26 protein-coding genes, 3 tRNA genes and 2 pseudogenes are annotated in these 26,729 nt (G+C 70.4%); 13 read left to right on the top strand and 18 right to left on the bottom strand.

Annotated features, from left to right (window positions below; translation table 11 throughout):
* Positions 1-155 precede the first annotated feature (155 nt).
* The 6 genes from BGM09_RS35025 to BGM09_RS35000 all read left to right on the top strand — a co-directional run bounded on the left by BGM09_RS35025 (position 156) and on the right by BGM09_RS35000 (position 2,300).
* Positions 156-228: transfer RNA gene (locus tag BGM09_RS35025), tRNA-Asn, on the top strand.
* A gap of 5 nt (positions 229-233) precedes the next feature.
* A tRNA-Asn gene (locus BGM09_RS35020) sits at positions 234-306 on the top strand.
* 156 nt (positions 307-462) lie between these two features.
* Positions 463-536 (top strand) — tRNA-Ile (locus BGM09_RS35015).
* 369 nt (positions 537-905) lie between these two features.
* The gene (locus tag BGM09_RS35010; protein ID WP_188285782.1) at positions 906-1,139 is read left to right on the top strand and encodes a type II toxin-antitoxin system VapB family antitoxin; all 234 of its coding nucleotides are present in this window, start codon (positions 906-908) and stop codon (positions 1,137-1,139) included.
* On the top strand, positions 1,136-1,543 hold the full coding sequence (locus tag BGM09_RS35005) for a PIN domain nuclease (RefSeq protein WP_188285781.1): 408 nt from the start codon (positions 1,136-1,138) through the stop codon (positions 1,541-1,543). Before BGM09_RS35010 ends, BGM09_RS35005 begins: the two co-directional genes overlap by 4 nt.
* 526 nt (positions 1,544-2,069) lie before the next feature.
* A complete protein-coding gene (locus tag BGM09_RS35000; RefSeq protein WP_188285780.1) occupies positions 2,070-2,300 on the top strand; it encodes a hypothetical protein in 231 nt (76 codons plus the stop codon).
* Between the two features lie 23 nt (positions 2,301-2,323).
* On the opposite strand, the gene BGM09_RS38335 is transcribed toward BGM09_RS35000, so the two are convergent.
* On the bottom strand, positions 2,324-2,539 hold the full coding sequence (locus tag BGM09_RS38335) for a hypothetical protein (RefSeq protein ID WP_223188041.1): 216 nt from the start codon (positions 2,537-2,539) through the stop codon (positions 2,324-2,326).
* Between BGM09_RS38335 and BGM09_RS34995 the strand changes: the two are divergent.
* Positions 2,433-3,105 (top strand): annotated as a pseudogene (locus BGM09_RS34995) (IS5 family transposase). The gene BGM09_RS38335 and the pseudogene BGM09_RS34995 overlap by 107 nt on opposite strands.
* Before the next feature lie 75 nt (positions 3,106-3,180).
* A complete protein-coding gene (locus tag BGM09_RS34990; protein WP_188285779.1) occupies positions 3,181-3,612 on the top strand; it encodes a hypothetical protein in 432 nt (143 codons plus the stop codon).
* Positions 3,613-4,136: 524 nt separating this feature from the next.
* On the opposite strand, the gene BGM09_RS34985 is transcribed toward BGM09_RS34990, so the two are convergent.
* The 6 genes and pseudogenes from BGM09_RS34985 to BGM09_RS38325 all read right to left on the bottom strand — a co-directional run.
* Positions 4,137-4,505 (bottom strand): esterase, encoded by a 369-nt coding sequence (locus BGM09_RS34985; RefSeq protein ID WP_188285778.1) that lies wholly within the window; start codon positions 4,503-4,505, stop codon positions 4,137-4,139.
* A 67-nt stretch (positions 4,506-4,572) separates the two neighbouring features.
* The gene (locus BGM09_RS39070) at positions 4,573-4,923 is read right to left on the bottom strand and encodes a hypothetical protein (RefSeq protein WP_317453015.1); all 351 of its coding nucleotides are present in this window, start codon (positions 4,921-4,923) and stop codon (positions 4,573-4,575) included.
* Positions 4,924-4,986: 63 nt separating this feature from the next.
* A complete protein-coding gene (locus BGM09_RS34975; protein WP_188285777.1) occupies positions 4,987-5,217 on the bottom strand; it encodes a hypothetical protein in 231 nt (76 codons plus the stop codon).
* A 953-nt stretch (positions 5,218-6,170) separates the two neighbouring features.
* Positions 6,171-6,512 carry a hypothetical protein gene (locus tag BGM09_RS34970; RefSeq protein WP_188285776.1) on the bottom strand — a complete coding sequence of 114 codons (342 nt, stop codon included), beginning with the start codon at positions 6,510-6,512 and terminating at the stop codon, positions 6,171-6,173.
* 497 nt (positions 6,513-7,009) lie between these two features.
* Positions 7,010-7,276: a hypothetical protein gene (locus BGM09_RS38330; protein ID WP_223188034.1), complete on the bottom strand. Its 267-nt coding sequence runs from the start codon at positions 7,274-7,276 to the stop codon at positions 7,010-7,012.
* 305 nt (positions 7,277-7,581) lie between these two features.
* Positions 7,582-7,689: pseudogene (locus tag BGM09_RS38325) on the bottom strand (TetR/AcrR family transcriptional regulator); the annotation flags it as partial.
* A 240-nt stretch (positions 7,690-7,929) separates the two neighbouring features.
* Here BGM09_RS38325 and BGM09_RS38320 point away from each other — a divergent pair.
* Positions 7,930-8,700, top strand: coding sequence for a hypothetical protein (locus tag BGM09_RS38320; protein ID WP_223188033.1), 771 nt, complete (start codon positions 7,930-7,932; stop codon positions 8,698-8,700).
* Positions 8,701-9,106: 406 nt separating this feature from the next.
* Here BGM09_RS38320 and BGM09_RS34955 read toward each other — a convergent pair whose 3' ends face one another.
* Positions 9,107-10,201 carry a hypothetical protein gene (locus BGM09_RS34955; RefSeq protein ID WP_223188032.1) on the bottom strand — a complete coding sequence of 365 codons (1,095 nt, stop codon included), beginning with the start codon at positions 10,199-10,201 and terminating at the stop codon, positions 9,107-9,109.
* Between the two features lie 432 nt (positions 10,202-10,633).
* Between BGM09_RS34955 and BGM09_RS34950 the strand changes: the two genes are divergently transcribed.
* The gene (locus tag BGM09_RS34950; protein WP_188285775.1) at positions 10,634-11,107 is read left to right on the top strand and encodes a hypothetical protein; all 474 of its coding nucleotides are present in this window, start codon (positions 10,634-10,636) and stop codon (positions 11,105-11,107) included.
* 175 nt (positions 11,108-11,282) lie between these two features.
* Positions 11,283-11,459 (top strand): hypothetical protein, encoded by a 177-nt coding sequence (locus tag BGM09_RS34945; RefSeq protein ID WP_188285774.1) that lies wholly within the window; start codon positions 11,283-11,285, stop codon positions 11,457-11,459.
* An 84-nt stretch (positions 11,460-11,543) separates the two neighbouring features.
* Here the strand turns inward: BGM09_RS34945 and BGM09_RS34940 are convergent, their stop codons facing one another.
* From BGM09_RS34940 to BGM09_RS34930, 3 genes are all read right to left on the bottom strand, one after another.
* The gene (locus tag BGM09_RS34940) at positions 11,544-12,386 is read right to left on the bottom strand and encodes a helix-turn-helix transcriptional regulator (protein WP_188285773.1); all 843 of its coding nucleotides are present in this window, start codon (positions 12,384-12,386) and stop codon (positions 11,544-11,546) included.
* Between the two features lie 120 nt (positions 12,387-12,506).
* Entirely contained in the window at positions 12,507-13,478 is a 972-nt protein-coding gene (locus BGM09_RS34935) for an SDR family oxidoreductase (RefSeq protein ID WP_188285772.1), read from the bottom strand.
* Positions 13,479-13,669: 191 nt separating this feature from the next.
* Positions 13,670-14,518, bottom strand: coding sequence for an SDR family NAD(P)-dependent oxidoreductase (locus tag BGM09_RS34930; protein WP_188285771.1), 849 nt, complete (start codon positions 14,516-14,518; stop codon positions 13,670-13,672).
* 248 nt (positions 14,519-14,766) lie between these two features.
* Here BGM09_RS34930 and efeU point away from each other — a divergent pair, with 248 nt between their 5' ends.
* Positions 14,767-16,890 (top strand): iron uptake transporter permease EfeU, encoded by a 2,124-nt coding sequence (gene efeU / locus BGM09_RS34925; protein ID WP_188285770.1) that lies wholly within the window; start codon positions 14,767-14,769, stop codon positions 16,888-16,890.
* Positions 16,891-16,993: 103 nt separating this feature from the next.
* On the opposite strand, the gene BGM09_RS34920 is transcribed toward efeU, so the two are convergent.
* The 7 genes from BGM09_RS34920 to BGM09_RS34890 form a co-directional block, all read right to left on the bottom strand.
* Positions 16,994-17,251 (bottom strand): hypothetical protein, encoded by a 258-nt coding sequence (locus BGM09_RS34920; RefSeq protein ID WP_188285769.1) that lies wholly within the window; start codon positions 17,249-17,251, stop codon positions 16,994-16,996.
* Between the two features lie 46 nt (positions 17,252-17,297).
* A complete protein-coding gene (locus BGM09_RS34915; RefSeq protein WP_188285768.1) occupies positions 17,298-18,023 on the bottom strand; it encodes a hypothetical protein in 726 nt (241 codons plus the stop codon).
* The gene (locus BGM09_RS34910) at positions 18,020-18,748 is read right to left on the bottom strand and encodes a hypothetical protein (protein ID WP_188285767.1); all 729 of its coding nucleotides are present in this window, start codon (positions 18,746-18,748) and stop codon (positions 18,020-18,022) included. Before BGM09_RS34910 ends, BGM09_RS34915 begins: the two co-directional genes overlap by 4 nt.
* A gap of 14 nt (positions 18,749-18,762) precedes the next feature.
* Positions 18,763-20,193, bottom strand: coding sequence for a DUF308 domain-containing protein (locus BGM09_RS34905; protein WP_188285766.1), 1,431 nt, complete (start codon positions 20,191-20,193; stop codon positions 18,763-18,765).
* A gap of 22 nt (positions 20,194-20,215) precedes the next feature.
* Positions 20,216-20,494, bottom strand: coding sequence for a hypothetical protein (locus tag BGM09_RS34900; protein ID WP_188285765.1), 279 nt, complete (start codon positions 20,492-20,494; stop codon positions 20,216-20,218).
* Entirely contained in the window at positions 20,494-24,945 is a 4,452-nt protein-coding gene (locus BGM09_RS34895) for an FtsK/SpoIIIE domain-containing protein (protein WP_188285764.1), read from the bottom strand. Before BGM09_RS34895 ends, BGM09_RS34900 begins: the two co-directional genes overlap by 1 nt.
* A gap of 77 nt (positions 24,946-25,022) precedes the next feature.
* Positions 25,023-25,322 (bottom strand): WXG100 family type VII secretion target, encoded by a 300-nt coding sequence (locus tag BGM09_RS34890; RefSeq protein ID WP_188285763.1) that lies wholly within the window; start codon positions 25,320-25,322, stop codon positions 25,023-25,025.
* Between the two features lie 438 nt (positions 25,323-25,760).
* Here BGM09_RS34890 and BGM09_RS34885 point away from each other — a divergent pair.
* A partial coding sequence (locus tag BGM09_RS34885; RefSeq protein ID WP_223188031.1) for a hypothetical protein occupies positions 25,761-26,729 on the top strand: 969 nt, incomplete at its 3' end.

Raw genomic sequence — 26,729 nt, 5'->3', positions numbered from 1 at the left:
TGCCGTGTGCTGCGCGCCTACCCTGTGCACCCGGGTGACAACCCTGGCGCAACTGGTTGGCGGAGCACCCCCTCACTTGCGCTAATGTATGTGTCGCAGCGAACGCGCGCCGTCCGGGGACACCCTGACGAGTGCATTCGCCGCACGCAGAGCGATCCCCTGTAGCTCAATTGGCAGAGCAGCCGGCTGTTAACCGGCAGGTTACTGGTTCGAGTCCAGTCGGGGGAGCTCGGTCCCCTGTAGCTCAATTGGCAGAGCAGCCGGCTGTTAACCGGCAGGTTACTGGTTCGAGTCCAGTCGGGGGAGCGCCGGATCAGGACCCCGTTGGGGTCCTTTTTCATGTCCCCGGGAACCAACTCCCCGCCCCCGCGAGTCCACCCAATGACGCGTCTGTGACCCGCGAGGGCGACAGATCGTATGAGCAGCTATGCTGCGGCAGACGGCGCGCGAGGCGCACCGTACGGGGCGGTAGCTCAGCCGGTTAGAGCAGCGGACTCATAATCCGTCGGTCGTGGGTTCGAGTCCCACCCGCCCCACCCTGCATTGGTGGAGCTAGGGCCTTCTGGTCAGCATCTTTGCTGGCAGAGCGGCCAGCCCGGGGATCCTCACAGCCCAGTTGGATCATGATTCCATGATCATGGGGATACGTTGGGGACGTTGATATCCGACCTAGTCGGACATGGCCGAATGGCCCAGAAATATGGCTCGAACGAGGCAGACCGCAACTAGCTCATCAGGGCCACGCCCCCTGGCTGCCTCTGCCGTCGATCACCCTGCCGGCCGACGGCCCCGCCGCGAACCACCGGACCCCATCCCCGTTGCCCACAGAAAACTTGCCGCCTTCCGAGGGGTAATGTTGGTGATGTATCGTAGATACATACATCAACATTAAGGAGACGATGGTTGTGTCGGTCACCCAGATTGATCTCGACGACGAGGCACTGGCGGAGGCCATGCGACTGATGGGCGTCACAACGAAGAAGGAGACGGTCAACGCGGCCCTGCGGGACTACGTGGACCGAGTCAAGCGACTGGAGGCCGCTGAGAAGCTAGCCGCGCGTGGGGCACAGGGCGAGTTCGATCAGGCCGCCGCCGCCCATGACGCCGTCAAGCATGCCCGGCGGGCGGCCTTCCAGTGATCTCGTATCTCCTCGACACCTCGGCTCTGTGGCATCTGTTCCGCACCCCGGGGGAGCTGCGACCCTGGGAGGGCCACATCGCAGCCGGAGTGTTCCGCGTCTGTGAACCCACGCGCACCGAGTTCCTGTTCTCGGCCACCAGCCCGTCCCACCGAGACGAACTGGCCGAGGAACTGGACGCGTTGTGTCCACTCTCGGCGGTGCCGAAGAACGCATGGCGTTGGGTGGACACTGCACAGTACAAACTCACCCAGCGCAGCCAGCACCGCTCCGCAGGCCCGATCGACCTACTGGTCTGCGCAACTGCGGTCCACCACGGCCACACCGTGCTCCACGTGGACAACGACTTCGCCACCGTGGCCAGCGTCCTCAAAGACCTACAGCAACGTGACATCCGCACCTAATATGCTGGGTTATTCGTGGCCGAGGCGTACACATCTTTGCCACCCGAAGGGCAGTCCATGCGTGGCTGCGGAGTCACCCCAGATTCGCTAGTCAGCGCAGATGGTCAACAGATCTATCGAAACGGCAGTCGCCCGGGATCCAAGATCCAGTAAATATTCTCAATACGGGCAAAGCGCGCATGGATTGCCCAGAGCGGCTTCCGGTGATGAGGATCGCTCACTACGATCTCGGTGCAAGACCCACCCCTGCTTGTCTTCATAGAGAACGAGCGCGTGGTACGGGCTGAGTGGCGTGGGTCATATATTCGGATACGAATTTGGCGCCTTCGCGACTGCTGTGGACTATTCTGGAATATTGGAGAAAAAGTCGCAAGGAGTCTTCCGCCCGGCGCGTAATTCAAGATCAACTCCTTACTGGTCCCGTAGCCGTCAAGGATTTTTCAGGTAGTCGTTAAAACAACGGAGCTGTGCGTCCAGGGATCGTGGACGCACAGCCCCATGTCTCTGGCGCGGAAAGGATGCTTGAGTGGAAGACCGTCCCATTCGGGAGCAGTTGATAAACCCCGGCGTCAAAACATCAAAGCGCGTTCTTTTTGTCGGGACGCTCATCTGGGTTATCTACTGGACTCTCTTTGGCCTCGAAGTGACACATGTGAGCGAACCTTCTATAATTGTGATCGTACTGCAAGCTTTGTTGGGTGCTTCGGCTACATTTTCTTACCTGCGGTGCTGGCTTCGCGTGATTCGTGCAGAATAGCACCATCGACCCCCTTAGAGGTCCTAACAGAAGTCGTTGATCATGTGACTGTCGGCTTGGACGCTCGTTGGTCCGTTCGTGGCGAAGAGGAACTCCCGGCCGTGGATCGTCTCGGACGAATTGTGGTCGCTGATCGAGCCGTTGTTGCCGGTCCCGGCGCCAAAGCTGGTGGCGGGCCGGCCGCGGGTGCCCGACCGGCAGGCTCTGTGCGGGATCCTGTTCGTACTCCACACCGGCATCCAGTGGGAGTACCTGCCCCAAGAGCTCGGCTTCGGCTCGGGCATGACGTGCTGGCGGCGCCTTGCCGCGTGGAACGAGGCCGTCGTGTGGGACCGTCTCCATGCCGTCCTGCTGACGAGACTGCGGTCGGCCGGGCAGCAAACACCACGTCCTCGTCGACGGGCAGGGCATCCCGCTTGCAGTGTCGCTGACCGGCGGAAACCGCAACGACGTGACACAGCTGATGCCCCTGCTCGCGAAGATTCCGTCCGTTGCGGGCCTGGTCGGCCGGCCGAGGAGACGACCGGACATGTTGCTGGCCGACCGGGGCTACGACCACGACAAGTACCGCCGGCTTGTCTGGGCTCATGGCATCAAACCGGTCATTGCCCGCCGAGGCGCCCCTCACGGCTCCGGCCTCGGCATCCACCGCTGGGTCGTCGAGCGCACCATCGCCTGGCTGCACGGCTTCCGACGCCTCCGCATCCGCTGGGAACGACGAGACGACATCCACGAAGCCTTCCTCGGCCTCGCCACCTGCCTCATCACCCACAGACACGTCCAACGCCTCTGCTCAGGCTCTTGATCCTCAATTCGATCGACAGCTCGGTACATCCTCGGCAACCATGCGGTGCCGTCGAACCTTCACCAGGAGCCATCCGTGTCGTCTCGGACCGCAGACATCGACTTCACTTTCGCCCGCGAGCTCATGGTCCGCACCTCCATCAGAGCCCTGGCCGCCGCAGGATGGGCGCTTGAGGAGCCACTCTCGTACATGGTGAACGACGACGACCTGTACGACTGGCAGTCCACCACCCGCGACCACACGCAGGATGTCTTGGCCATCCTGGACGCACCCGAGAACTCGCACCACCACGTGGCCGTCTGCATCTACCACGCGGAAGCGAACACCGGCGGTCTGCTTCTGTTCTACCCCGGCCGCATGAGCTGCAGCTTCACCCCGACCATCAACCGGCGGCGTCTACCTGATTCGGTCGACTTCACCGACCTGAGCTGGTACATGCACACACTCGTGCCGCCCCTACTGACGGTTGGGTTGAAAAGCTACGAAGCATGCGACATCGGCCACTGAAGCCGCCTGCATGGTCAACCCTCAACCCTCAACTCGCGCAAAGCCTTTGTTAGGACCTCTTAAGGGATTCTGTCTCTAGGCTAAGAGTGGACGCCTGACTTACCCGGCGATTCTAGGGAGATTCTTCCAGATATCTGACACCTGTGGTCAGATCCCATCGCCATGGGATCTGGCTGCATAATTTGAAAGAAAGTATCCCATGTGCATCCGTCATCCGCTTGTGCGGTCAGTTTGCTGCCTAATTCTGGGAGTATTGGTCGCCGGGGTGAGTCGTCTTCTGGGGTGGGTTCATGACTCGGGAATCCTGGGAGCCATAGTTCTCGGCGTCAGTTCGTTTACCTATGGCCTCGCTGCTCTCAGCAAGCCGGGTAAGTGATGCATTTTGTGCCGGTTCTTCATTGAGGTCAACCACCCTGCGGGATGCCCCGGAGTGGGATGAGGGGTAATGACTTTCGGATATGTCGTAACCGCGCCTATGTTCCCGGATCGGCAGGCCCGACTGACCTGCGAGAGTCCGGAAAGGTTCAGCAGGAGAAATATTTCTGCAGTCGCGGTCGCGGAGTCGGGCTTCGGCGAGTTGGTTTGGACAAGTCTAGGACGGTGGTGGCGTAGGCGAGGGCGTGGCAGAGGCCGGTGACCTCGTAGAGGGTGGGGCGGATCAGGTTGGGCCAGTGGTCGGGGGCGGCGGCCAGTGGGGCGAGGAGCACCTCGGTGGTGGCCAGGCCGAGGTGGGCGTGGACGGTCCAGCCTGCGTGCGGGGCGGGTTCCCAGAGCAGGCGGATGCGGCCGAGGGGGAGTCGGGTGGCGGGTGTTGGGAGCCAGATCACGTCGAGGGGTCCGCCGGGGAGGCCGGAGATGCGGCGGACGAGCGCGCCGCCGGTGCCGGTGGGCATCGGCTGGAAGGCGAGCGTGTGCAGCGGCAGCGTGGTGGAAGCGTGGGATCGGGTGGGGATAGCGGGTTCAGGCCCAGGCGAGGGCGTCGCGGATTCCGGGCGGGAGGTAGCCTTCCTGGCCGTCCTCGGCGATGAACACGACGCCGTCGCTGATGACGAGGCTGGTGCCGAGGAAGTGGGCGTACGGCCAGTCGGGGTTGACGGCGAGTCGGATCTGCAGGTTGGGGCTGAGGTCCTGGAGCTGCTGGAGCAGGTAGCCGACGGTCAGGTCTTGGGGCACGGGAACCTCCGGGAAGCTGGATACAGGCGGGGACGAAGTGGTGGGGTGGAGCGGTTTGCCGGAGCTGGTGTGCTTGTGCTCGGCCGGGCACGGCGTGCGGTCGGCGTGGTGGTTGGTCAGCGGGGTATGGAAGGCCACGGAGGTCCTCTCGGTCGAGGACCGGTCGGCCCGGCGCGGGGCCTGACCGGTGGCGAACGAGGTTCAGGCGGCCAGCAGGAACAGGCGCTCCGCGATCGGCGCGCTCTCGTCGGCCACCGTCACCAGGCCCTTGTGGAGGAGACGGAACAGTGACCTGGCGGTGTGGAGGGGGCGGCCACCCATCGCGTGGCTGATGTCGGCGAAGTGGGCTCCGCTCGGCCGGGCTGCGAGGAGGGCGACGATGTCGGTGTCGCGGGTGAGGGACTGCTCGTAGGCGTAGTCCCAGGTGTGCATCCAGGCCGCTGACGGTGATGACCAGGCTGGGTACGAACCCGGTGGTGTGCGCCGGGGTGGTGGCCGTCAGGGCGAGGCCGAAGGCGGTGATGGCGGGACCGGAGAACCGGTGTGTGGCGTGTGAGAGCAAAGGCGATTCCTTCGTGCGGGCGGCAGTTGGCAGGCGCGGTCCGGCCGTGGCCGGAGCGCCGGTGGGTCAGCGGTCGACGTGGCCGGTCAGTGCTTCGAGGAAGGCGGCGACGGCCCGGCTGGGAACGCCAATGCCGAACTCCTGCACCCAAGGCTCTGCGTCGGCTTCGGCGGGGGTGGCCCGGACGGTGCCGGGCTGGTGCAGTGCACGTTGGCCTCCGGGGTGTCCACCAGCGCTCAGCCGCGCTCGCTGAGCAGGCTGAGCACCGGCTCCGCGCTGCCGTCGCTGGCCAGGGAGGGGCGTTGCGTGGCGAGGTTGCCTTCGGTGGTGTTCAAAACGGGGACTGTCCCCTCGTTGACTTGTGGTTTTTCCCGACACCCGTACGTTGACGTCCGGTGTGCCGAGGTACGTAGTCCTTTCCGGCGGGATCGTGTCTGCCGTGGGCGGACTGGGCCCGGAGGCCGAAGAACCGGCTGCCCGGGAACGGACCGGGGCGGCCGGTTGTCGTAACTGGGCTGCGGCGCACGGCCGTACGAGGCCAGAGGGGAACCGCATGGCGGAGCGGGGCGGCAGACACGGGGACGGGGCCGGGCTGGAGCGCAAGATCCGCAGCGGCGGGCGGCCGTGGACGGTCGGCGACATCGTGATGGTCGACGACGGCCAGTGGGCCGTGGACCTCCCCGCCCCGGCGGACCCCGAGGCGGAGGTGGCGGAGGGCCGGGCCGCGGACGGGCGGCGCGTGGAGATGACGCTGGAGGAGCTGGCCCGCGCGATCGGCGCCCGCTTCGGGGGCACCCACCGCGACGACACGACCGACTCAGCCTCAGCCCTCCTTCACGGAAGCGGCGGCGCGGGCCGCCGCGTTCTGGTCGGCGACGTCCGCGGCGAGCCGGAGCACGGTGCCTACGGCGGGGTGTCCGAGCGGAGCGGCGGTGATGACCTGGCGGATGAGCCGGAAGGCGGCGTGCGGACTCCATCCGAGCGGGCTGTCGGGGTAGGGCTGGTGCCCCTGGCCCATCAGGACGAGGTCGCGGCGGACCCGGCGCAGCGAGGTGAGGTCCGCAGTGGGGCGCGGGGCGGTGCCGGCGGCCTCGATGACGGCATCGAGGAGCCGAAGCAGCGCAGGGTAGGCGGGGGTCCACGATGCGGGGCGTTCGGTGGGCATGGGCAAGTCCTTCAAGGGGCGTCGTGTTTCGGACGGTGCGGATCGACATCGCGGTGTGGCGGCCAGGCGGACCGCTGGGGCGTGATCGTCGGGTAGTGCTCCTCCTGGGCGCCGAGGTGATAGATGATCGCCAGCAGGACTCGGCTCTCGGCCTGGGCGGCAGAAAGCCGCAGTACACGACGACCGTGGGCGCTCCACCTGCCGTCGCGGACTGAGATGTCCCACTTCTTTTCGGCGCCTGTGCCTGGACAAGGTCATTTCATCGACGTCTCTGAGTCGTAATCCGGAATCACCGGCGGGACCGGTCGGCGGCCACCACCGGTCCGGTAGCGGCCGGGATGGCGGCCTGCCCGGGTGACCGGGCCCGGGGCGCGTCCTGACTGCACGGAGCCGGCGACAGCGGCCTTGGCAAGGCGGATTCCCGGAGGCCGGTCCGGAGGCGTGGCGGCTTCGCGGCGTCGATGATGTGGCCGATCGCCTGCGGGCGGGCCTGGCTCTCAGCCGGGACGACGCGCAGATCCGCCGTCGACCGGGTGATCCGTTCCAGGTCGTAGAAGGCTGGCGCGCATGGCGTGCAGGCGATCCTGATGCACGACGACCGCTTTGGACGACACTACGAGCGCCTGGCGGATATGCATCGCCGAGCGCAGCAGCGGGTCCCTTACGGGGCGTTGGAGCGCGAGGGCCTCCAGCGCGTCGATGGGCTGGGCCCTGACTTTCTCGATCACCGCGGTGGCCTGGTCGAAGACCGTGGCGTCGGGCATCGGTGAATTCCATTAGCTGGCGGAGGGCCCTGGTCAGCGGCCCAAGCCCTCGGCTTGCGGGTCTGCGGGTCTGCGGGTCCGCGCGTCCGCGCGTCTGCGGGTCTGCGGGTCTTGCGGAGCCGGAGGGCTGGCGGGGCGCAGGTGTCCGTTCCGCGTGCACCTTGCGGGGTTCTGACCTATTCCGCGGGGTCGGTTGCGGGGTTGTGGTCGACGCCCGGAGGCTGCTCGGGAGAGTGCCGCAGTGCCGAAAGTCGGTCTTATGGCTGGGGTGCCCCGGCCTTGGTGGAACGCTTCGAGGTCGCGTACGCGGATGACGAGGGCGAGCAGCGCTTGGCGATCGCATTGACCGACAGCGCCGACGCCCCCGCCGTGGCGATCTGCTCCCAGGCCAGTCTCTTCGCCTCCTCGCGCACCTGCTCTTCGCCTCCTCGCGCACCTGTTCGCGGTACGGCTCGCGAGGTGACGTACGGGTCCCTGCCGTGGTTGGCCGCTTTTCCGCGTCGCCCACACGCTGTGGTGAAAACCCATCGCTGTCGTGATGGCATCTAACAGAAATGCCGCCCGAGCCCTTGACGCGCCCTCGCGCCTCCTGCATGGTGTTAGAAGTTCTAACAAACCTGAGTGCATCTAACAAAGTGACGCCGGAGGTTGTCATGAAGGTCGAATCCACCCGTACACGCCGCTCCCCGCCCGGCCGGCCATCCCACGGTGATCACCGCTTGGCCCCCACGGCCGCCGCAACCGCCGCGTTCGCCCAGGCGTCACCCACGCCCGCCGCGCACCAGTCGGCGCCCGACTTCGACCAGCGAACAGCCGCTCACGACCCGTGGTCGATATTCACCACCTGGGTCATCCGGGCACCCGGCTTCCGGGTCCACGCCACCACCAAGCCGACCGCGCAGACGAGTGTCGCGCGACCACGGCTTTCGCATGACACCCACCGAAAATCGTTGAGAGGAAAACCCGCCATGACGCGCCAAGCCGACGTTCACGCCACCACCGACGGACCCACGACCACGGCAGACCGGATCGGACGCGGGCTGCTGGCCCTCTGTGGGATCGCCACCCTCGTCGCGTTCGCCAACGGGATCTCGATCATGACCACCGTGGCACCCGAACGCCTGATGTCGGAAGCCTGGCGGACGTTCGCCTACCTCGTGTTCGTCGGCCTGTTCGCCATGCTCATGGTGTCACCGCGCACACAGCGCGGCCCATGGGAACTCGTGTTCGCCCACAAGATCGCGATCACCGTGTTCGCCATCGCAGCAGGCGACACACCCGATGCGAAAGCGACGTGGCCGATCGACCTCGTCCTCGTGATCGCGACCGGCCTCGCCTACGTGCTGTGCCGCGGTTGGTACGGATGGCGAACCACCACCCTCGCACCGGCAACCGCTGCCCGCCCCGCCCGCTCGAGCGCGTAGCACGGCACGGCCTTCACCACATCCGGGCTGCCCGCCCGGCAATGGAAATCTCTGCCAGAACAGACTTCTGGCGAGGCTTGGGGGGGAGGGGGGAGGGGGGAGCGACCGGATGATCGGGGCAAGTCATATCCATCGACCACGCTCGACCGGGATGGTCGTCGGATCGCAGCTAGTTCCATCACCGCAGAGCCCTGTTACCACCGAATTCCGCAGGGTAGGCCCGGATAACCGGATCAGCCAGCGTCCGGGCCCACCCTGCGGACCGCAGGGTGGGCGGTACGTTCATCCGCAAGGTCCCCTTGGAGTGGACAGCCGGTGGTGCCGTAGCCGGCGGATTGGCCCTGGGGTGTGACTGGAACTGTTCGCGCGGCCGGGTGTCGGGATGGCGGTGCGGCTGCGGGCGGCCTCAGGCGAAGGTGTTCTTGTAGAAGAGGCTCGCGTCGAAGCTGGGGTCGGTCGTGGTGCCGGTCTTGCCGGAGAAGCCGAAGGTCAGGCGGGGCTGGCCGTCGGCCACCGAGATCGCGCAGCCCTGCGGCTCGCGGCCCGGGATCGTCTTCCCTGCGGTGGTGTGGAAGACCTCGCCGTGCTGGCCCCCGGTGTCGTTCATGCTGACGGCGGCGAGGTAGGAGGGGCCGCCCGGCTTGCCGTAGAGGAGGTAGGCGTACTCGCCGTAGAGGGTGACGCCCTGGAAGGCGGCGTCCTCCGGGATCTTCAGTTGGACGTTGGTGGGCAGCGCTCGTTCGGCCTTCCGGTCGTCCTCGGAGAGCCGTCCGGCCGCCGCGTCCGAGAGCGTGAAGACCACCAGCCGCCAGGGGTTGGGCGAGGTGGACTGGGTGGCGTAGCGGACCAGCAGCATGTTGTTGACGGGGTCGATCGCGGGGCGGGGCAGGCCCGCGTAGCTGTTGACGGTAGGCGTACGGTCCTGGATCGGGATCACCGACGGGTTGCCGTAGGTGAGGGTGATGCCCTCGGTGTAGCGGAAGCGGGTGAGCCGGTAGCCGCTGTCCTCGTACGCCCCCTTGGCGACGTTGTAGTTGTCGCCCTCGATCCACAGGTACGGCGCGGAACCGGTGCCGGTGGGTTCGACGGCCATCGAGGAGCCGTGGCCGAACTGGTGCAGTGCCATGGTGCCGAGCACGTTGCCGGTCAGGTCGGTGCGGACGATCCAGATGTCGCCGAGGTGGATGCCGTTGTCCGCGGTGTTGGCGTTGTCCCCCGGGCGGTGCTGGGCGAAGTAGATGTGGCCGTTGACGTTGTCGTAGGCGAAGGACTGCATGGCCCAGGACGTCTCGTGCAGCTTCTTGCGCCAGAACACCTGGTCCCCGCCGCCCTTCAGCGAGAAGGGCGCGGTGACCGGCAGGTCGGCGGCGGCCGGTCCCGCGGACGCGAGGACTCCGGCCGCGCCGAGCGCCCCGGCGGCCGTGAGGCCCGCGCCCGCGCGCAGCAGCCCCCGGCGGCCGGGTCCGGTTCCGGCGCTGTGCGTGACGTGTTCGGCGGGCATGACGGCCACGCTCCTCGGCTGCGCACCCCGTCACGCGGCACGACGGCCTCCGTGGCCGGCGTACCGAACGCGTGACGAGTGGATGAGGCCCCGACGCTAGGCCGGGCCCCGGCGGCCGACAAGACCGCGACCGCCCCCGGGCCACCCGGCGTTGCCCTCCGGCCCGGCAAGCGGAGCACGGCACGGCGCCGCCACCTCACGCGGGCCCCCGCAGGTCCGGATCTGGCTCGCGAGGCGGGGGCGGCCATGATCCGGAACGCCGCCCCGGCGAAACGTAAAAACCTGGCCAACGAGCCCCGTGTCCGCGCGGCTCACCCGCCCTGGCCTCGGTGCCCGCTCTGTCGGGTCGCCGCCGTGCGCGTCCGGTTCTGGTCCGGTCACAGGGCCGTCACAGGCGGCCACGGCCGGTGGGCGGTCCGGCACGCTGGGGCGATGGGTACCCGAATCGCCGCCGCCGGTATGGCCGCCGCCGCACTGCTCGCACTGACCGGCCTGACCGCCTGCTCCTCCGGCGGCGACAGCAAGGAGGGCTCGGACCGGACGGGCCCGTCCTCGACAGCGTCCGGCGGCACCGCGCCCTCCGGCGGCACCGCGCCGTCGGACGGCACCGCGCCCTCCGGCGGCACCAGCGGCGTCGACGCGGCGGCCGATCTGCCGCCGGAGCCCGACGAGGCCACGCGCTCGGGATTCCTGGCCGGGCTCAAGGCCGTCGAACCGACGCTGGCCGACGACCCCGACAAGGCGGTGCGCACCGGCCGCGACCAGTGCGGCGCTCTCGACGGCGGCGCGCGGAACGTCGACCACCTCGCCGCGGAACGCTTCGGCACCGACACCCACCCCCTCACCGACGACCAGGGCCGCGCCCTCAATCTCACGCTGCGCTACACGCTCTGCCCCGAACACTGAGCGGCGCTGAGCTGTGTTGACCGGCGCTGAGCCGGCGCGCAGAGGGGGCGCGGCGGGGGCGCGAAGGGGACGGCCACGCGCGTGCCCCGGAGTGGGATGGATTACACCCGAGGGGTCCGGGGGATGGGCTCGGCGTATACTGGGCGTTTATCGGATCGTGGATATGTTTGCGCCCATGCCCAGCACGCCTCAGGCTCCCGATCGCGCGTTCACCGACGCGGCCGAGCTCAATGCCCGGATACGTCGGCTCAGCGCGGGCCGCACCTCGTGGACCCCGGACGAGCTGACGGAATTGGCCCGCCTCCAGGCGGAGTGGCAGCTCGCGGTGGAAGGCGAGTCGGAACAGGTCTGACCCCGGGCCTCAGCGGTACGGGGCCGACCCCGAACCCGACCCCGTACCCGACCCGACACCCGTACCCGTACGAGAGCGTCCGAACTACGCCGTCGCGCCGCGTTCGCCCAGGGACGACAGCAGCTGGAGCTTCTCGTAGGAGTCGGTGCCGGGGGTGGCGGTGAAGACCAGGAGGGTCTGGGACTGGGCGGGGTCCTGGAGGACCTGGCAGTGCAGGTGGAGGATGCCGACCTCGGGGTGACGGATGCGTTTGAGGTCGTCGGGGTGGCGGACGCCGATCTCGTGGGCGCTCCAGAGAGCGGCGAATTCGGGACTCACGGCGAGCAGGGCGTCGACGAGGGCGGCGGCCCGCGAGCCGGGGCCCTGGCGGGAGAGCGTCGCGCGCAGCCCGGCGGTGAAGATCCGGCTGTGGGTGGGGTGGTCGGCCTCGGGGTAGATGCGGCGGGTGACGGGGTCGGTGAACCAGCGGTAGCCGAAGCTGCGAGCCATCCCGGTGTGCCCGGTCTCGTCGCCCAGCAGGGCGAGCGCCATCCGGGTCTGCGTCAGCGTCTCGCCGAGATCCGTCATGACCTGCGCGGGAGTGTCGTCCAGGCGTCCGAGAATCCGCATCAGACCGGGGCTGACGTGGTCGCTGCCCGATCCGCGCTCCGGGGCGCTGTGCCCCGCCATCCGGAAGAGGTGGTCGCGCTCGTCGAGCGAGAGATGCAGCCCGCGCGCGATGGCACCCAGCATCGGCGCCGACGGCTGCGGGCCGCGCGCCTGCTCGATCCGGCTGTAGTAGTCGGTCGACATGCCGGACAGCGCGGCGACCTCCTCGCGCCGCAGCCCCCGCGTACGCCGCCGCGGCCCGCGCGGCAGCCCCACGTCCTCGGGTTGCAGCGCCTCACGCCGGGTGCGCAGGAAATCCGCCAGCTGTTCTCGGTCCATGACCCCAGTCTCCCGCCTGTACGTCCGCGGTCTCCCGCACGTGCGTCCGCGCCCACCTGCCTGTACGTCCGCGGTCTCCCGCACTTGCGGGGTCGCGTCCTCCCGCCGGTACGGCTCGGTTCAGCTCTCGGCGGCGGTCACGCCGTCCGGGAACCGCACCCCCGCCAGCTCCTGCGACACCTGCCAGACCCGCCGCGCCTCCTCCTCGCTCCGGGCCGACCGGTACAGCGGCTGCTCCACCACGGGGCCGGTCAGATGACCGAGACCGCCGGGACCGTAGAAGGCGCCGCCCACCGCCCCCGGCGCGGTCGCCGCGTACAGCACCGGCCGCAGCCCGTCGTCCACGGTCTGCACGAACAGCCCGAGCCTGGACTGCCACCGGAAGGCGCGGTCCAGCCAGGTCGTCCGCTTCGCGCGGCCCAGATTCGGCCCGGCCGTCTGGAGATTGGTCGAGGTCAGGCCCGGATGCGCGAGGGTGCTGGTGATGCCCCAGCCGCCCGCGACGCTGCGCCGGTGCAGTTCCAGGCCGAACATCAGCACCGCGAGCTTCGACTGGCTGTAGACCTTCATCGGCGCGTAGCCGCGTTCCGCCTGGAGGTCGTCCCAGGCCAGCGCCCCCTGGCGGGCGCCGATGCTCGACTGGGTCGCCACCCGGGCGCCGCCCGCCGCGCGCAGCAGCGGCAGCAGGTGCGCGGTCAGCGCGAAATGCCCGAGGTGGTTCGTCGCGAACTGCAACTCCAGGCCGTCCGCGGAGGTCTGCCGGGTCGCCGGGGTCATCACCGCCGCGTTGTTGACGAGGATGTCGACCGGCCGGCCCTCGGCGACCAGCGTCCGGCCGAGCGCGGCGACCGACTCCAGCGACGCCAGGTCCAGCTCCCGCGTCGACACCCGCGCCCCGGGCACCTCGGCCCGGATCCGCTCCACGGCCGCCGCGCCCTTCGCCGCGTTCCGCACCGGCAGCACGACCTCCGCGCCCGCCCGCGCCAGCCGCCCGCCCAGCCCCCGCCCGATCCCGTCGCTCCCGCCCGTGACGACGGCCAGTTTTCCGCTGAGATCGGGCACCGCGGTGTCCAGTGCGTTCTTACGTGTCATGACGGTTCGCTCCTGACAGTGAGTGGGGGCGGGCGATGCCGCATCGAGAGGGGTGCGCGAGCGCTTTCCAGCGGAGGGGGAGGAGAGACAAGGGCGCGGGGACGGCGTGCGGATACGTATCCCGTGCGGCGGGCGAGGGAACTGCCCGGTCGCAGGAGCGACCCGCCCGGCTGGAGCGGTAACCCGCGGGACTAGAGCAGGAACCCGCCCGACGCCTCGATCCGCTGTCCCGTGATCCACCCGGTCCCGCCGGACAGCACCGCGGCGATCACACCGCCGATGTCCTCGGCCGCCCCGACCCTGCCGAGCGCGGCCTGGCCGGAGAGCGCGGCCCTGACGCCTTCGTCGTCCCGCATGAAGCCCCCGCCGAAGTCGGTGCCGGTGGGGCCGGGCGCCACGGCGTTCGCGGTGATGCCGCGCGGGCCCAGCTCCTTGGCCAGATAGCGGGTGAACACCTCCACGGCGCCCTTCATCGACGCGTACGCCGACAGGCCCTCGCTGGTGAAGCGGGTCAGCCCGGTGGAGAGGTTGACGATCCGGCCGCCGTCGGCGAGCAGCGGGACCAGCCGCTGGGTGAGGAAGTAGACGCCCTTGAAGTGGACGTTCAGCATCGTGTCGAAGCCCTCCTCGGTGGCTTCGAGGAAGGGTTCCGTCACGGCGGAGCCCGCGTTGTTGACGAGGTAGTCGAAGTCCGACCGCCCCCACCCCTCCTTGAGCAGCCGCCGCACCTCGTCGGCGAAGTCCGCGAATCCGGCGGTTCGCGCGGTGTCCAGGCGGAGCGCGTACGCGGTGCGGCCGAGCGCCCTCGCCTCGGCGACCACGGCCGCCGCCTCGTCCTCGTGCGACCGGAAGGTGATGATCGGATCGACGCCGTCCGCGGCGAGCCGCAGCGCGGTGGCGCGGCCGAGCCCGCGGTTGGCGCCGGTGACGATCGCGATCCTGGCGGGTGCGGTCCCGTCCGTGGTCCTGTCCGTGGTCGAGTCCGTGTCCGTGTCCGTGTGCTGGTGAGGGTCCGCGTTCGGGCCCGTGTGCGTGGTCATGACTCCAGCGTGGGCGGCGGCGACGGCCGGATGAAGGCCCCACTTGTCCAGGGATCGCCGATCCCCCCTTGAGCGGGGGAGCGGCCCGCGCGGCCCGCGCGCATCAGGTGTCACCCGGTGTCACCCGGTGTCCTTTTTACCCAATACGGAACCGGAGCAGAGAGACTTCGCGGGCCCCGATCCGCAGGATAGGTATGCCTAAGTCAGGCCAGGCACACCTAAGCACGGGTCCGGGAGGACGAACATCGATGTGGGACGACGCGTTTCCGAGCTTCCTCATCGGACTCAGGGAAGGTCTCGAAGCCGGGCTGATCGTCTCGATCCTGGTGGCCACCCTGGTGCGCGGCGACGCCAAGTCCCGGCTCCCGCAGGTGTGGACGGGCGTCCTGGCCGCCATCGCCCTGTCGATGAGCTTCGGGGCGGTCCTCACCTTCACCGCCGCGAATCTCTCGGCGACCGCGCAGGAGGCGTTCGGCGGCACGCTCAGCGTCGTGGCCGTCGCCTTCGTCACCGCGATGGTCTTCTGGATGCGCCGCTCGGCCCGCAATCTGTCCGGTGAGATCCGGGAGAAGGTGACGGCGGCGCTCGCCATGGGCGGCGGCATGCTGATCCTCACCTCCTTCCTCGCGGTCGGCCGCGAGGGCCTGGAGACCGCGCTCTTCCTGTGGACCACCGCCCGCGCCGCGGGGGAGTCCGGCGGCCCGCTGGCCGGCGCCGCGATCGGCCTGGTCCTGGCCGCGGGGCTCTGCTGGGGCCTGTACCGGCGGGTGCTCAAGATCAACCTGAGCCGCTTCTTCACCGTGACCGGCGCCGTCCTGATCGTCATCGCCGCGGGCGTCCTCGGCTACGGCCTGCGCGACCTCCAGGAAGGCGGCGTGATCGCCGGGAAGACGGCGTACGCCTTCGACCTCAGCGCGCACATCGACGCCGGTTCCTGGTACGCGGCCCTCCTCCAGGGCGTCCTCAACCTCACCCCGGCCATGACCTGGCTCCAGGTCGCCGCCTACGTCGGCTACCTCGCGATCGTCATGACGCTGTTCGTACGCGGCGGGCGCAAGCCCGCGCCCGCGCCGGTATCCAAGCCCGCGCCCGCGCCGGTATCCAAGCCCGTATCCAAGAAGGCGGCCGAGCCGAGGACGGCGGAGACGGCGCCCGTTGCCGAACCGGACACCGCCGCCGTGCCCGCTGTTACGGCGGCCCCCGCCCGTACCCGCTCCCGTCCCGTATGGCTGCTCCCGGCCGCCGTCGTCGCGATCCCCGCCCTGATCGGCGGCCTGGTCGTGGCCTTCGGCGACGGCAAGCCCGCGGGAGCGCAGACCGTCGCCGTCTCGCCGACCGAGTGCGGCAAGGGCTTCAGCGCCCCCGAGCCCGGCCGCCAGACCTTCTCGATGCGCAACACCGGCGACAAGGCGTCCGAGGTCTATCTGATCAACCCCTCCACCAACGCCGTCTACGGCGAGATCGAGGGCCTGGCCCCCGGCACCACCCGCGACCTGGTCGCCACCGTCGGCAGCGGCGACTACGCCTGGCGCTGCGTGCCGACCAGCGGCAAGGCGGTCACCTCGGCGTCCGTACGGGTCTCCGGCGGCAGCACCACCAAGGCCGTCCTTCCGCTGGCGGCGTCCGAACTCCAGCCGCCGCTCGCGTCGTACCGCGCCTATGTGAACACCGGGCTCGGCACGCTCGTCGGCCAGACCGGCACGCTGACGGCCGACCTCGCGGCGGGCGACCTCACCGCGGCGCGCGCCGACTGGCTCACCGCGCACGACACGTACTCCGCGCTTGGCGCGGCCTACGGCACCTTCGCCGACTTCGACGCGAAGATCAACGGCCGCAAGGACGGGCTGCCCGGCGGCGAGAAGGACCCGTCCTTCACCGGCTTCCACCGCATCGAGTACGGGCTGTGGCACGGGGAGTCCGCGGCCTCGCTCAAGCCGCTCGCCGTCCGGCTCGGCGCCGACGCGGCGGGCCTGCGCAAGGCGTTCCCCACGCAGGACTTCGACCCCTCCGACCTGCCGCTGCGCAGCCACGAGATCCTGGAGAACACCCTCCAGTTCGAGCTGACCGGCGACACCGACGAGGGCAGCGGGACGAATCTGGCGACCGCGAACGCCAACCTGGCCGGTACGCGAGAGCTGTTGACGGTGCTGCGCCCGCTGATCACCCGGCGGGACCCGCGACAACTGACCCTGATCGACGCGGACATGGCCCGCCTCCAGGCGCTGCTCGACGGCGCGCACAAGGGCGCCGCCTGGACCCCGGTCGGCTCGCTCGGCACGGCGGCCCGCGCGACGATCGACGGCGCGACCGGTCAGCTCCTGGAAGACCTCGCCCCCGTCCCCGACCTGCTCGAAATCCGGAAGTCCGCATGACGCGCGACGACCGTACGGCGCCAGGACCCGGACAACTCCCCGAAGGGAAGCAGCAGATGCCCGCCGACTCCACCCGACCCGAAGGCCACGCGGGACACGAGGGCTACGCGGGCCACGCGGCGGGCGGCGGCACCTGCCCGATGGGCGCGGGCCGCAGGTCCTTCGTGAAGACCGCGCTCGGCGCGGGCGCGGGCGCGGCGGCGGGGGCGACAGCCACCTCGACGTAGGGCATGCGCAGGAATTCCACGTCGAGGTTCTTACGGGCGAAGACCTGGCGGATCTGGGCGAGGATGTCCGGGCTCACGATGGCGATCCGCACCCGGGTCGGGCTGATCGGCGCGGAAGTGGCGACGACTGTCATACGACCAGCGTGGCCGGGGCCGCTTCATACTTTCTTCGCGTTCGGTTCACGCGCCGGAGGCGTCGGCCGACGGCTCGCTGCGCGCGGAGGCCGACGAGCCGGTCGGCTGGTGACCCGGCGCGGGCTGGTCCATCTCGGCCAGTTGGGCCAGCACCTCGTCCTGGGTGGGGACGTCGACGCGGTTCGCCCACCGCAGCGTCGTGACGATCATGTCGAAGAGCAGCACGACGGCCTGTACGGGTTCGGCGTCGAGGTCGCCGTCGGTCAGCACGGTGAAGGTCAGCAGCCCCCAGGTGCCGGGCGCGTCGGGGTTGGAGACGTAGTACGAGACCCGCCAGGACGGCGCCTTGCGGCCGACCCGGCCGCTGTCCACCACCGAGGCGACCCGTACCGCCGGGGCTCCGCCGATCTCCAGATAGGTGCCGTCGGCTCCGGCGTCGGCGAGGAGGGAGGCCAGCAGCTTCTCCGGGTCCTCGGTCTCGTCCTGGCTCTCCAGAACGGTCACCAGCATCGATCCGGGCAGCCGGACACCGCTGAACTCCTGGAGCGGGAGCAGCACCGAGCGGGCGTTCTGCCGCGCGGCCTCCTCCGTCGCCTCCGTCAGCTCCTTGCGCAGCATCCGCCGCCACGGGCCCGCCGAGTCGCGCGGCAGCGAGTCCGGCACATGGTGGCGGATCACCGCGTCGACGGTCCTGCGGCGCAGCGCGGTCGTGTCGGGCGTGGTGGGAATCTGCACCCAGCCGTCGGGGAGGACGAGTTCAAAGTCGATCACCGCTGGCTCCCCTCGGTGGTGGTGGCGAACCCGAGTCTGGCCGGGCCCCCGTCGGCCGGGGGTGCGCAGTCGTGGGCGATCTGCTGCATCAACTGCTCCACACCGGCGCTGATCAGCGCCATCAGGCCCATCTCGAAGACGACGGTGGTCAGTACGACGTCGGAGCTGACGCTCGCGGCGCCGCCGACCGGCGGCACGTCCAGGCGCATCGCGGCTTCGGCGCGGCCGAACGCCGCCCCCTCCGGGGTCCGTCCGAGGGCGAAGACCTGCACTCCGTCGCCGATCGGGGTCGTCACGTAGTCGATCGTCGGCTGCCGTGCGTCGCCGTCGCGGCCGGAGGCGCCGACGACCTCCATCAGGTAGTTGGGGTCCTCCTCCCGGGGACGGCGGAATTCCACCACCACCGGGACCGGCGCCCAGCGCGCGCTGCCCTGCACGAACGCCGCTCCCCAGGCGAGCCGGGACCACGCGGGCAGTTGGCCCGCCCGGTGCAGCAGCCATTCGGCGGCGCCCTGCCCCACCATGTCGGACGTGAAGGGGAATTCGACGCCCGCCTCGGCGGGCCAGGCCAGCCGCGCCGCGTCCAGGCCCTCGGAGGTCCAGTCGGCGAAGAGCGCCACGATGTGCGCGGTCCAGGCCGCGTACTCCTCGTCGTCCGGCCGGATGCCGGGCACCCATTCCCAGTGCCAGGGCAGCCCGTCCGCCGCGGCCAGGTCGTCGCTCATGTCGTCTCCACTGGTCATGAGGCGGCCACACCGGGCGGGTTGACCGCGGGGATCCAGCCGACCAGGCGTCCGCCGGTGTAGATCAGACCGCCCATGCCGAAGGCGCCGTTGAGACCGCCCCAGACGTACCAGAGCGGGGAGATCTTGCCGCCGATGGCGGCCATGACGGCCGACAGGTCGCGGAAGCCGCTCAGACCGCCGATGACGCCCGCCCAGTCCTTGGCGAAGTTCAGCGGATCGGTGAACAGCTTTCCCCACATCGCGCCGGCGCCCTTGAACTGGAGTCCCGCCGACTCCCAGAAGCCGAGTTCGGGGGTGATGGCCCCGAATTTTCCCAACAGCCAGTTGGTGGCGGGGTTGTTGAACCAGTCCGACATGTTCGTCCAGCCGGTGGCCGGGTTGATCGGCATGACGAAGTCGCCGGGCACGGTGTTCACCCCGCCGATCACGCTCGGCCCGGTGCGGGTGCCCGCGCCCGCCGCGGGGCCCATCGGGGTCAGCTCGATCGGCGCGCCCGGACCCCAGTGCAGTTGCGGGGGGTTGGTCGTCACCGGGCGCGGCCGGCCGGCCAACTGGCCGAGCGTCTTGGCCGCGTTCGCCAGGCCCTTGGCGGCAAGCGAGGCGATGGCGCCGATGCCCGCGAGGCCGAGACCGACGGCCCCGAGGATCACGTCGACGACGCTGCCCTTGCCGTGCGCGTACAGCACGATGTTGGCGACCAGGGTGATCGCGCCTGCCACCACTCCCGCGATGATCAGCGCGTTCACACCGGGGATGAGGATCGCGAGGACTCCGAGGATCATGCCGATGATGGCGAAGATCTGGCTGATCTTGGCCATGACGGCGTCGAGCTTGTCCTTCCAGGAGTCGGTCAGGCCGTCGTCGTACTTCTTGCAGTTGACCGCGTCGCCGAAGCGCTTGCCCGCCACGTTCAGCGCGTCCATCGCGTTGGTCAGCCGCGTCTTGGCCGCCGCCAGCTTCCCGTCCGCGTCGGCGTTCGCCTTGTCCTTGTCGGATCCCTTCTGCTGCTCCTCGGGGGTGGTGGTGCCGTCCGACTGCTTCTGCGGGTCGGGCATGGCGTGCGCCTTGGTCTGGTCGTTCTTGGCCTCTTCGGCGTCGGTGCGCGCGGCGGCCGTCTCGTTCAGCCCCTGTTCGAGGTCGGGCTCGTACTTCTTGATCTCCGCGGCGACGTCGTGGTAGCGCACCACGGCCTTGGTAAGGCTGTCCTTGACGCTGGTCGCCTCGGACCTCAGGCCCTCCACGTACTGGCCCGCCAGGCTGTCGCTGTCGGTGTCGACGATCCGCTGGAGCTTGGTGACCGCGTCGTCGATGGTGTCGGCGATGTGCTGGTAGCGCGTCTGCGCGCCGCTCACCACGTCGAGGTCGGTGTGGATCGGGTCCGAGTGCCGGTCCAGTGGCGACCAGTCGAGGTTTCTGATGGACATGCTGTTCTCCTTGTGACGCTCGTCAGCCGTCCTCGAATGAGTCCAGCAACTGCTGGTCCGCCTGCGCCCACGCCTCGTCGACCTTGTTGACCTTGTCGCGCAGGCTCTTCATGGACTTGACCATCGCGTCACGGTGCACGGTCCAGTTGTCGGCGAAGTCGCCCATCGACAGGTTGGCGTTGAGCTGACCCCACAGGCCCTTGTCGTCGTTCTGGAAGTCCAGCGCTCCCTCGAACTGACCGATCAGCTCGCCGAGGTCGCTCGCGAGGCTCTGGAGGTCCTTCACCACGAGGTCCGCCATCACTGCTCCCTGTTGTCGTGTGCGGAGTTGTCGCGCGCCGAGGTGTCGTGCGCCGCGGTGTCGTGCGCGGGCCCGCCGACGGTCGGCGGCAGGGGGATCTGGGCGGGCAGCAGGCTGCCGCTGCCCAGGTGCACCAGGGCGGCGCCCGGTACGACCCTGGCGGCGAGCTGGGAACGGGACAGCCGCACCCCCACCAGGTCGCCGTCGTTCAAGGTGGGCGGCGACAGCAGGACGCCGCGCCGGTTGCGCTTGACCTCGGACTGCCAGCCGGAGAAGCCCATCGCCACCGAGGCGACGTCCCCGCCGAGGACCACGCCGCGCCTGCTTCCCGACGCCTTCTTCACGAACGCCTTCAGCCAGTCGCGGCAGGGCAGGTCGCGCCAGGTCTCGGCGTCGTCGACCACGAGGACGACGGGTCCGTCACCGGTGTTGAGCAGATCGGAGAACTGCTGCTCGGTGGGGGCGTCCGCGGTGATGACACCGCGCACCCCGGTCCTGCCCTCGAAGGCCCGCAGGGGTGAGTTCATGGGGGCGCCGATGACGATCTCGACGCCGCCGCGCAGCAGCGACTCGGTCATGACGGTCAGCGCGGTGCTCCGCCCCGACCTGGACGGTCCCGCGACCAGGAAGGTCGGCTGATCGCCCATCAGGTCGGCGCCGACGGGTTCGAGGTCGTCGCCCGCGACCCCCACCAGGGCCCACATGGGCTTCGGCGTCTCCTCCACCATCTCCCACGCCTGGTCGAAGGAGAGCTGGGTGGGCAGCACCGCGATCCGGTTGGGGCGGGCCGATTTGGGGACCCCCGCCTCGCGCTCGGTGAGCCGGGCCGCCAGCGCGTGCACGGCGGCGGCCTGCGCGGGGCCCGCCGGGTCGTCCGCCACGAGCCCGACCTGGGTCTCGATCGCGCTGGGCGCGCGGTAGCCGCGGCCCGGCGGCAGATTCTCCGGGATCTTCCGCGAGTTCAGCCCCGCCAGGCCCATGTCGCTGCGGTCGGAGAGCCGCAGCACCAGCTTGTCGTCGCACAGCGAACTCATCCGGCCGCTCAGCAGCATGTGGTCGCCCGCGATGACCAGGTGCACCCCGGCGCTCGCGCCTTCCCGGTGCAGGGTCTGGACCAGATTGGTCAGCGACCCGCTGTCGTACTCGCTGAGGGTGCCCATGAACCCCTCCCAGCGGTCGAGCAGCAGCACGACGTGCGGCAGCCGCTCGGCCTCGGGCCGGGCCGCGCGCTGCTCGGTCACATCGGCGAACCCGCCCTCGCCGAGCAGTCGTTGACGGTTCTGCACCTCGGCGTGCAGCCGCCTGAGCAGCCGGGCGGCGCGGTCGGTCTCCGAGCGCTGCACCACAGCGCCGCAGTGCGGCAGCCGGGTGAGCGGGAGCAGGGCGCCGTTGCCGCAGTCGAGCCCGTACAGGTGCAGGTCGGCGACGGTGGACTGGCTGGCCGCCGCGGCGGCGAAGGTGCGCAGCGCCATGGAGCGGCCCGAGCGGGGCGCGCCGACGATGTGCAGGTGGCCGAAGGTGGCCAGGTCCACCGTCACCGTCTCCTGGCGCTGCCGCATCGGCAGGTCCTGGATAGCCCACGAGAAGGACGGGTCCTGCCGGGAGCCGCGGACCGGGTCCGCCGTCAGGTCGACCACCGCGGACAGCGGCAGCGGCGGCAGCCACGGGCGGCGCTGCGCGGCGATGCCCAGCATGGCGTTGGCCTGTCCGATGGCCGACACCAGGACCGACAGGTCGGTCACCTCGTCGGTCTCGGCGACGGTGCGCGGGCGCTGGGGCGCGGGCAGTCCGAGGTCGAGCCAGGAGACCGGGCGCAGGAAGGGCGCGGCCGTCGCGGCGGTCCTGTCGGCCATGGGACGGCGGCCCCCGACCCGCCCGGTCTGGAACGGGATCAGCGAGCTGTGCCCGAGCCGCGCGTACGCCCGTCCGGGCGTGGCCGTCGTGATGGCCGCGGCCTCCCGCGCGTCGATGACGTCGGTGCTCTCCCCCGCGTCGGTCACCCGCAGGGCGACCCGCAGATTGGTGTTGGCACGGATCTCCGCCGACACCACGCCGGACGGGCGCTGCGTCGCCAGGATCAGATGGATGCCCAGCGAGCGCCCGCGCTGGGCGATGTTGACCAGGCCGGTGACGAAGTCGGGCAGTTCACGCGCCATCGAGGCGAACTCGTCGATGACGATGACCAGACGGGGAATCGGGGGAAGTTCCGGCCTGCGGCCCGCGTAGTCGAGGTAGTCCTCCAGGTCCTTGGCGCCCGCCGCCGCCAACTGGTGCTCACGGTGGGTGAGTTCGGCGCTCAGCGAGGTCAGGGCGCGCTCGACGAGATGCGGGTCGAGGTCGGTCACCAGGCCGACGGTGTGGGGAAGGTCGACGCAGTCCTTGAACGCGGCGCCGCCCTTGTAGTCGACCAGGACGAAGGTCATGGCGTCCGGGCGGTTGGCGACGGCCAGCGAGGCCACCAGGCTCTGCAGGAACTCCGACTTGCCCGAGCCCGTGGTGCCCGCCACGAGTCCGTGCGGGCCGTGGTTGACCAGGTCCAGGGCGAACGGCCCGTTGAGCGAATAGCCGACGACGGCCTTGGTGCCACGGCCGGAGGAACGCCAGCGGGCGGCGATCGCCGCGGGGGTCGGCTCCTCGAGGCCCAGGATCTCCAGCAGCCGCGCGGAGGCGGGCAGGGCGGCGTCGCCCTGGTTCTCGCTGACGTCGCGCAGCGGCGCGAGTCTGCGTCCGGCCGAGGCGTACCAGCTCTCCGGGACCTCGTCGGAGACGATGCCGTCGACCTGCGCGGCGCGCTGCCTGCGCAGGGTGGCCGGGCGCGAACCGCCGCCGATGACGACGGTGGCGCACTCCTCGGGCAGCGTCCGCTCGTCGGCGTCCACGCAGATGCTGTAGACGCCGACCGCCGGGCCTTCCTGGAGGATCGCCACCACTCCGGGCAGGGCCCGCAGCCGCCGGGCGCCGTCCATCAGCACGACGACGTCGGGGTCGGCGAACGCGGCGCCGAGCCCGGCGTTGAGCCGGGCCTGCTGGCGTACGTGGATGAGTTCGCTCAGTTCCGCGACCCGGCGGCCGAGGGTTTCGGCGTCGGCGCCCATCAGGGACAGGGCCTGCTGGCCCAGCAGCGGCCGGGAGTGCGGCAGCCAGGCGGCCCACTCCCACAGGGACTCGCCCGCCGGATCGGTCAGGATGTACAACTGCACGTCGCGGGGGCTCTGGAGGACGGCGAGCTGCCCGGTCAGCCAGCGCGCCATGTGCCGCGGCCAGCCCTCGGGTCCCACGACGCCGACGACTCCGGCCTCCGCGATGGAGAAGGCGGCCGGTACGTCGGGGGCCGCCCGCAGGTCCCGGCCGCGCCGCGTGCCGTCGCCCTGCTCGACGGCGATGGCCGTGGGCAGATCGGCGATGCCGACCCTGACCAGCAGGTGGTCGGGGTCGGTGCGGCGGCGTTCCCAGAGCCGGGACCGCGGGCCGGTGGCGATGACGAGCAGTTCGGCGGGGTCGGGGCTCGCGGCGCGGCGGTCGCGGCGTTCCTGTTCGAGCGCCGTCGCGATCTCGGCCTCGGTCGCCGCCAACTGGGCTCCGTACTCGGCCACTTGGCGGCGGTGGCTGATCCGGCCCTGCCGCCGTCCGGTGAACCAGCTTCCGAGCATCATGACCGGCGACATCGCCGCCATCATCAGGAACATCGGGTTGTGGAACATCACCGCGATGAGGCTGCCGAGTACGGCGGGCAGGGCCGCGGTCAGCCACGGAAGCGCGTTCAGGGAGGGCGGCCTGGGCTGGGACGGCAGCCGGAACACGGTGTGCTGCACGGGGGGAAGCAGCCGGGGAGGGCGGTTGTAGTCGAGGTACTCCCCGTCGGGCGAGGGCTCGACGACGGCGTCGGGGCGCAGCAGGGGGTGCGCCTCCAGGAAGGTCTCCCCGACCAGGAGTTGGACCGTCTCGGGCCAGGCCACGTCGTGGTCGGGCAGGGCGACGCGGTCGAGCAGCGCGGAGTGCCCGACGGCGCGCACCCGTACCGAGGCGTCGAGGGAGATCCGGACGACGGCGGCCACCGGCGGCCCGCCGCCCACGTCGACCTGGCAGTCGGCGCCCGATCCGACGCGGTACTCACCCGCGCCGAGGTACCAGATCCGTCCGGCGCCCGCGCCCGCGACGGCCCGGACGGTCACCAGGCCGACGGGCGGGGTCTCGACGGGTCCCGGCCGGTCGAGCCAGAGCACGGTGCCGTCGTGGATGCCGCTGCTGGCCAGGGGCAGTGAGAGGTCGAGCGGCTGGTCGGCGAGGTAGACCGCCGACTGCGCCGAGCCACCGAGCGTCGGGGGCTGCGACCCGTCGAGACTGTCCAGCAGATTCTTGACGACATCGCGGAGCGGGGTCGTGGGATCGGCGTCCACCGCGACGTCGGCCGACCAGTCGGGGGATCGGGCGATGGTGATCATCATGGGCATGGTTCCCCCCTCGTGAATCGGACGCCCGCACGCCCGGTGCGGGGTGCGGGCGGCGCCGGTGGACCGGCCGCGGCCCGTTACTTCTGGTTGAGCGAGCTGGCGAGCTGGGTGTCCATGTCCTGCATCGCGTCCACGGCCTTGTCGAGCCACTGCGACAACTGGTCCAGCGTCTCCATGGCCTGGTTGGCCGACGTGACGAATTCGGTGTGCACCTCGTCGAACCTGCCGGACGCCTGGTCGGTGACGAACCCCGAGCCGGTGAGGTTGTCGACGATGTTCTTGCACTCGGTGAGCTTCTGGTCGATGTCGGCCTTGTTGTTGCGCATCTTGCTCGCGCTGTCCGACATCTCCTGATACGTGATGTTCAGATTCGTCATCGTGCGTCCCTTCTGACGTTGCCGGGCTTGCCGGTACGCGGCGGCACGCCGGGCCCGGACGCGGTCGATGCTAGGAACGGCTGCGATGCCTGGTCCAGGGCTCGCGGGCGACCTTGGGCCCCTGGGCCCAAGGGGCCGCCGCCGCCCCGCGCCCGCCGTTGACACCCCCCGTGGCGGGCAACCACCGTTCACAGGACACAGCGTGCGCGGCACACCGCGGGCGCGACGCGACCGGCCCGGTGACGACGTGAGTGAACGTGCTGACGGCGTGGGCGGACGCGAGTGACGACGTGAGTGAAGGAGACACAGGTGACACCCCCGTCCCGATCCGCCGATCGCCTTCCTCGCCGCACCGACTGGAGCGCCCGGCTGCGCCGGTCGCGAAGGTCCGGGCAGCGACCGGGTTCGGCGCCGCGTGCCGATCACGGTCTGTGGACCGTGGACCGGGTCATCCGCGTCCTGGCCACCGCCTGCGACCGCGAGAACCGCGCCGTTCCGGTGGCCCATGTGGTGGTCGTCGGGCCCGAGACCGTCTGGTTCCACCTCAGGACGCCCGATCAGCGGCCACCGGCCGGGTGGACCGCGGACCATGAAGGGCGGACCTGGCACGCCCAGTTGCGCTGGCTCCAGAGCGCGAGCGTGGCGGAGTCGCTGCCGGAGCCGTATCCGCGGCTGGTCCCGCTCGGCAACACCAGCAAGGGCTTCGCGCTGCTCAACCTCGGCGAGGTCGGCGGGCTCATCGGCCTGGAGGGCGACGCCCGGCAGGCGCGGGCGCTGGCCCACGACTGGGCCCGCGAACTGGCCGCCAGCCCCTGGTCCCGCGAGGTGCGCGTGGTCCGGGTCGGCTTCAAGCCGGTCCCCGGCACATCGGCGCCGGCCGAACCGCAGGACCCGGCCGACACCGACGCGGCCCTGGAGGACGAGGCGGGCGGGGTGCTGCTGCTGGGCGGCGCGCCCGGCGGCCGGGACCGCGAACGCTTCCAGCGGCTTGCCGACGATCCGGACGGCCGGTGGGCGGTCGTCGTCGTCGGCCGCACCGATCAGCCCCGCTGGCGTTTCACCATCGACTCGGCCGGCGTGGTGGACACCGGGCTGCTGGACGAACGGGTCGCGCACCGGCTCGACCCGGACGCGGAACTGCCCCCGCCCCAGGACGGCGACGGCATTCCCGTCGGCCGCGCGGCCGCAGCGACCGCCGAGCCCGGCCCGCGGGCCAAACCCGCGGTCACCCGGGGCCGGGTCATCGTGGCGTCGGTAGCCGTGCTGTGCCTCGCGGGAGTCGGGCTCGGACTCGCGCTGCACAGCTCCTCCTCGCCCTCGACCACGGTCGCGCACGCCTCAGACACCACGACGGCGCCCGCGCCGACCACGGCGGATCCGTCGCCGTCCGCGGCCTCGCCGTCCGGT

The organism is Streptomyces sp. CBMA29, assembly GCF_014596445.1.
Classification (GTDB): Bacteria; Actinomycetota; Actinomycetes; order Streptomycetales; family Streptomycetaceae; genus Actinacidiphila.
Note: the sequence above shows the minus strand (reverse complement) of the source record. Positions and strands in the feature narration are given on the sequence as shown.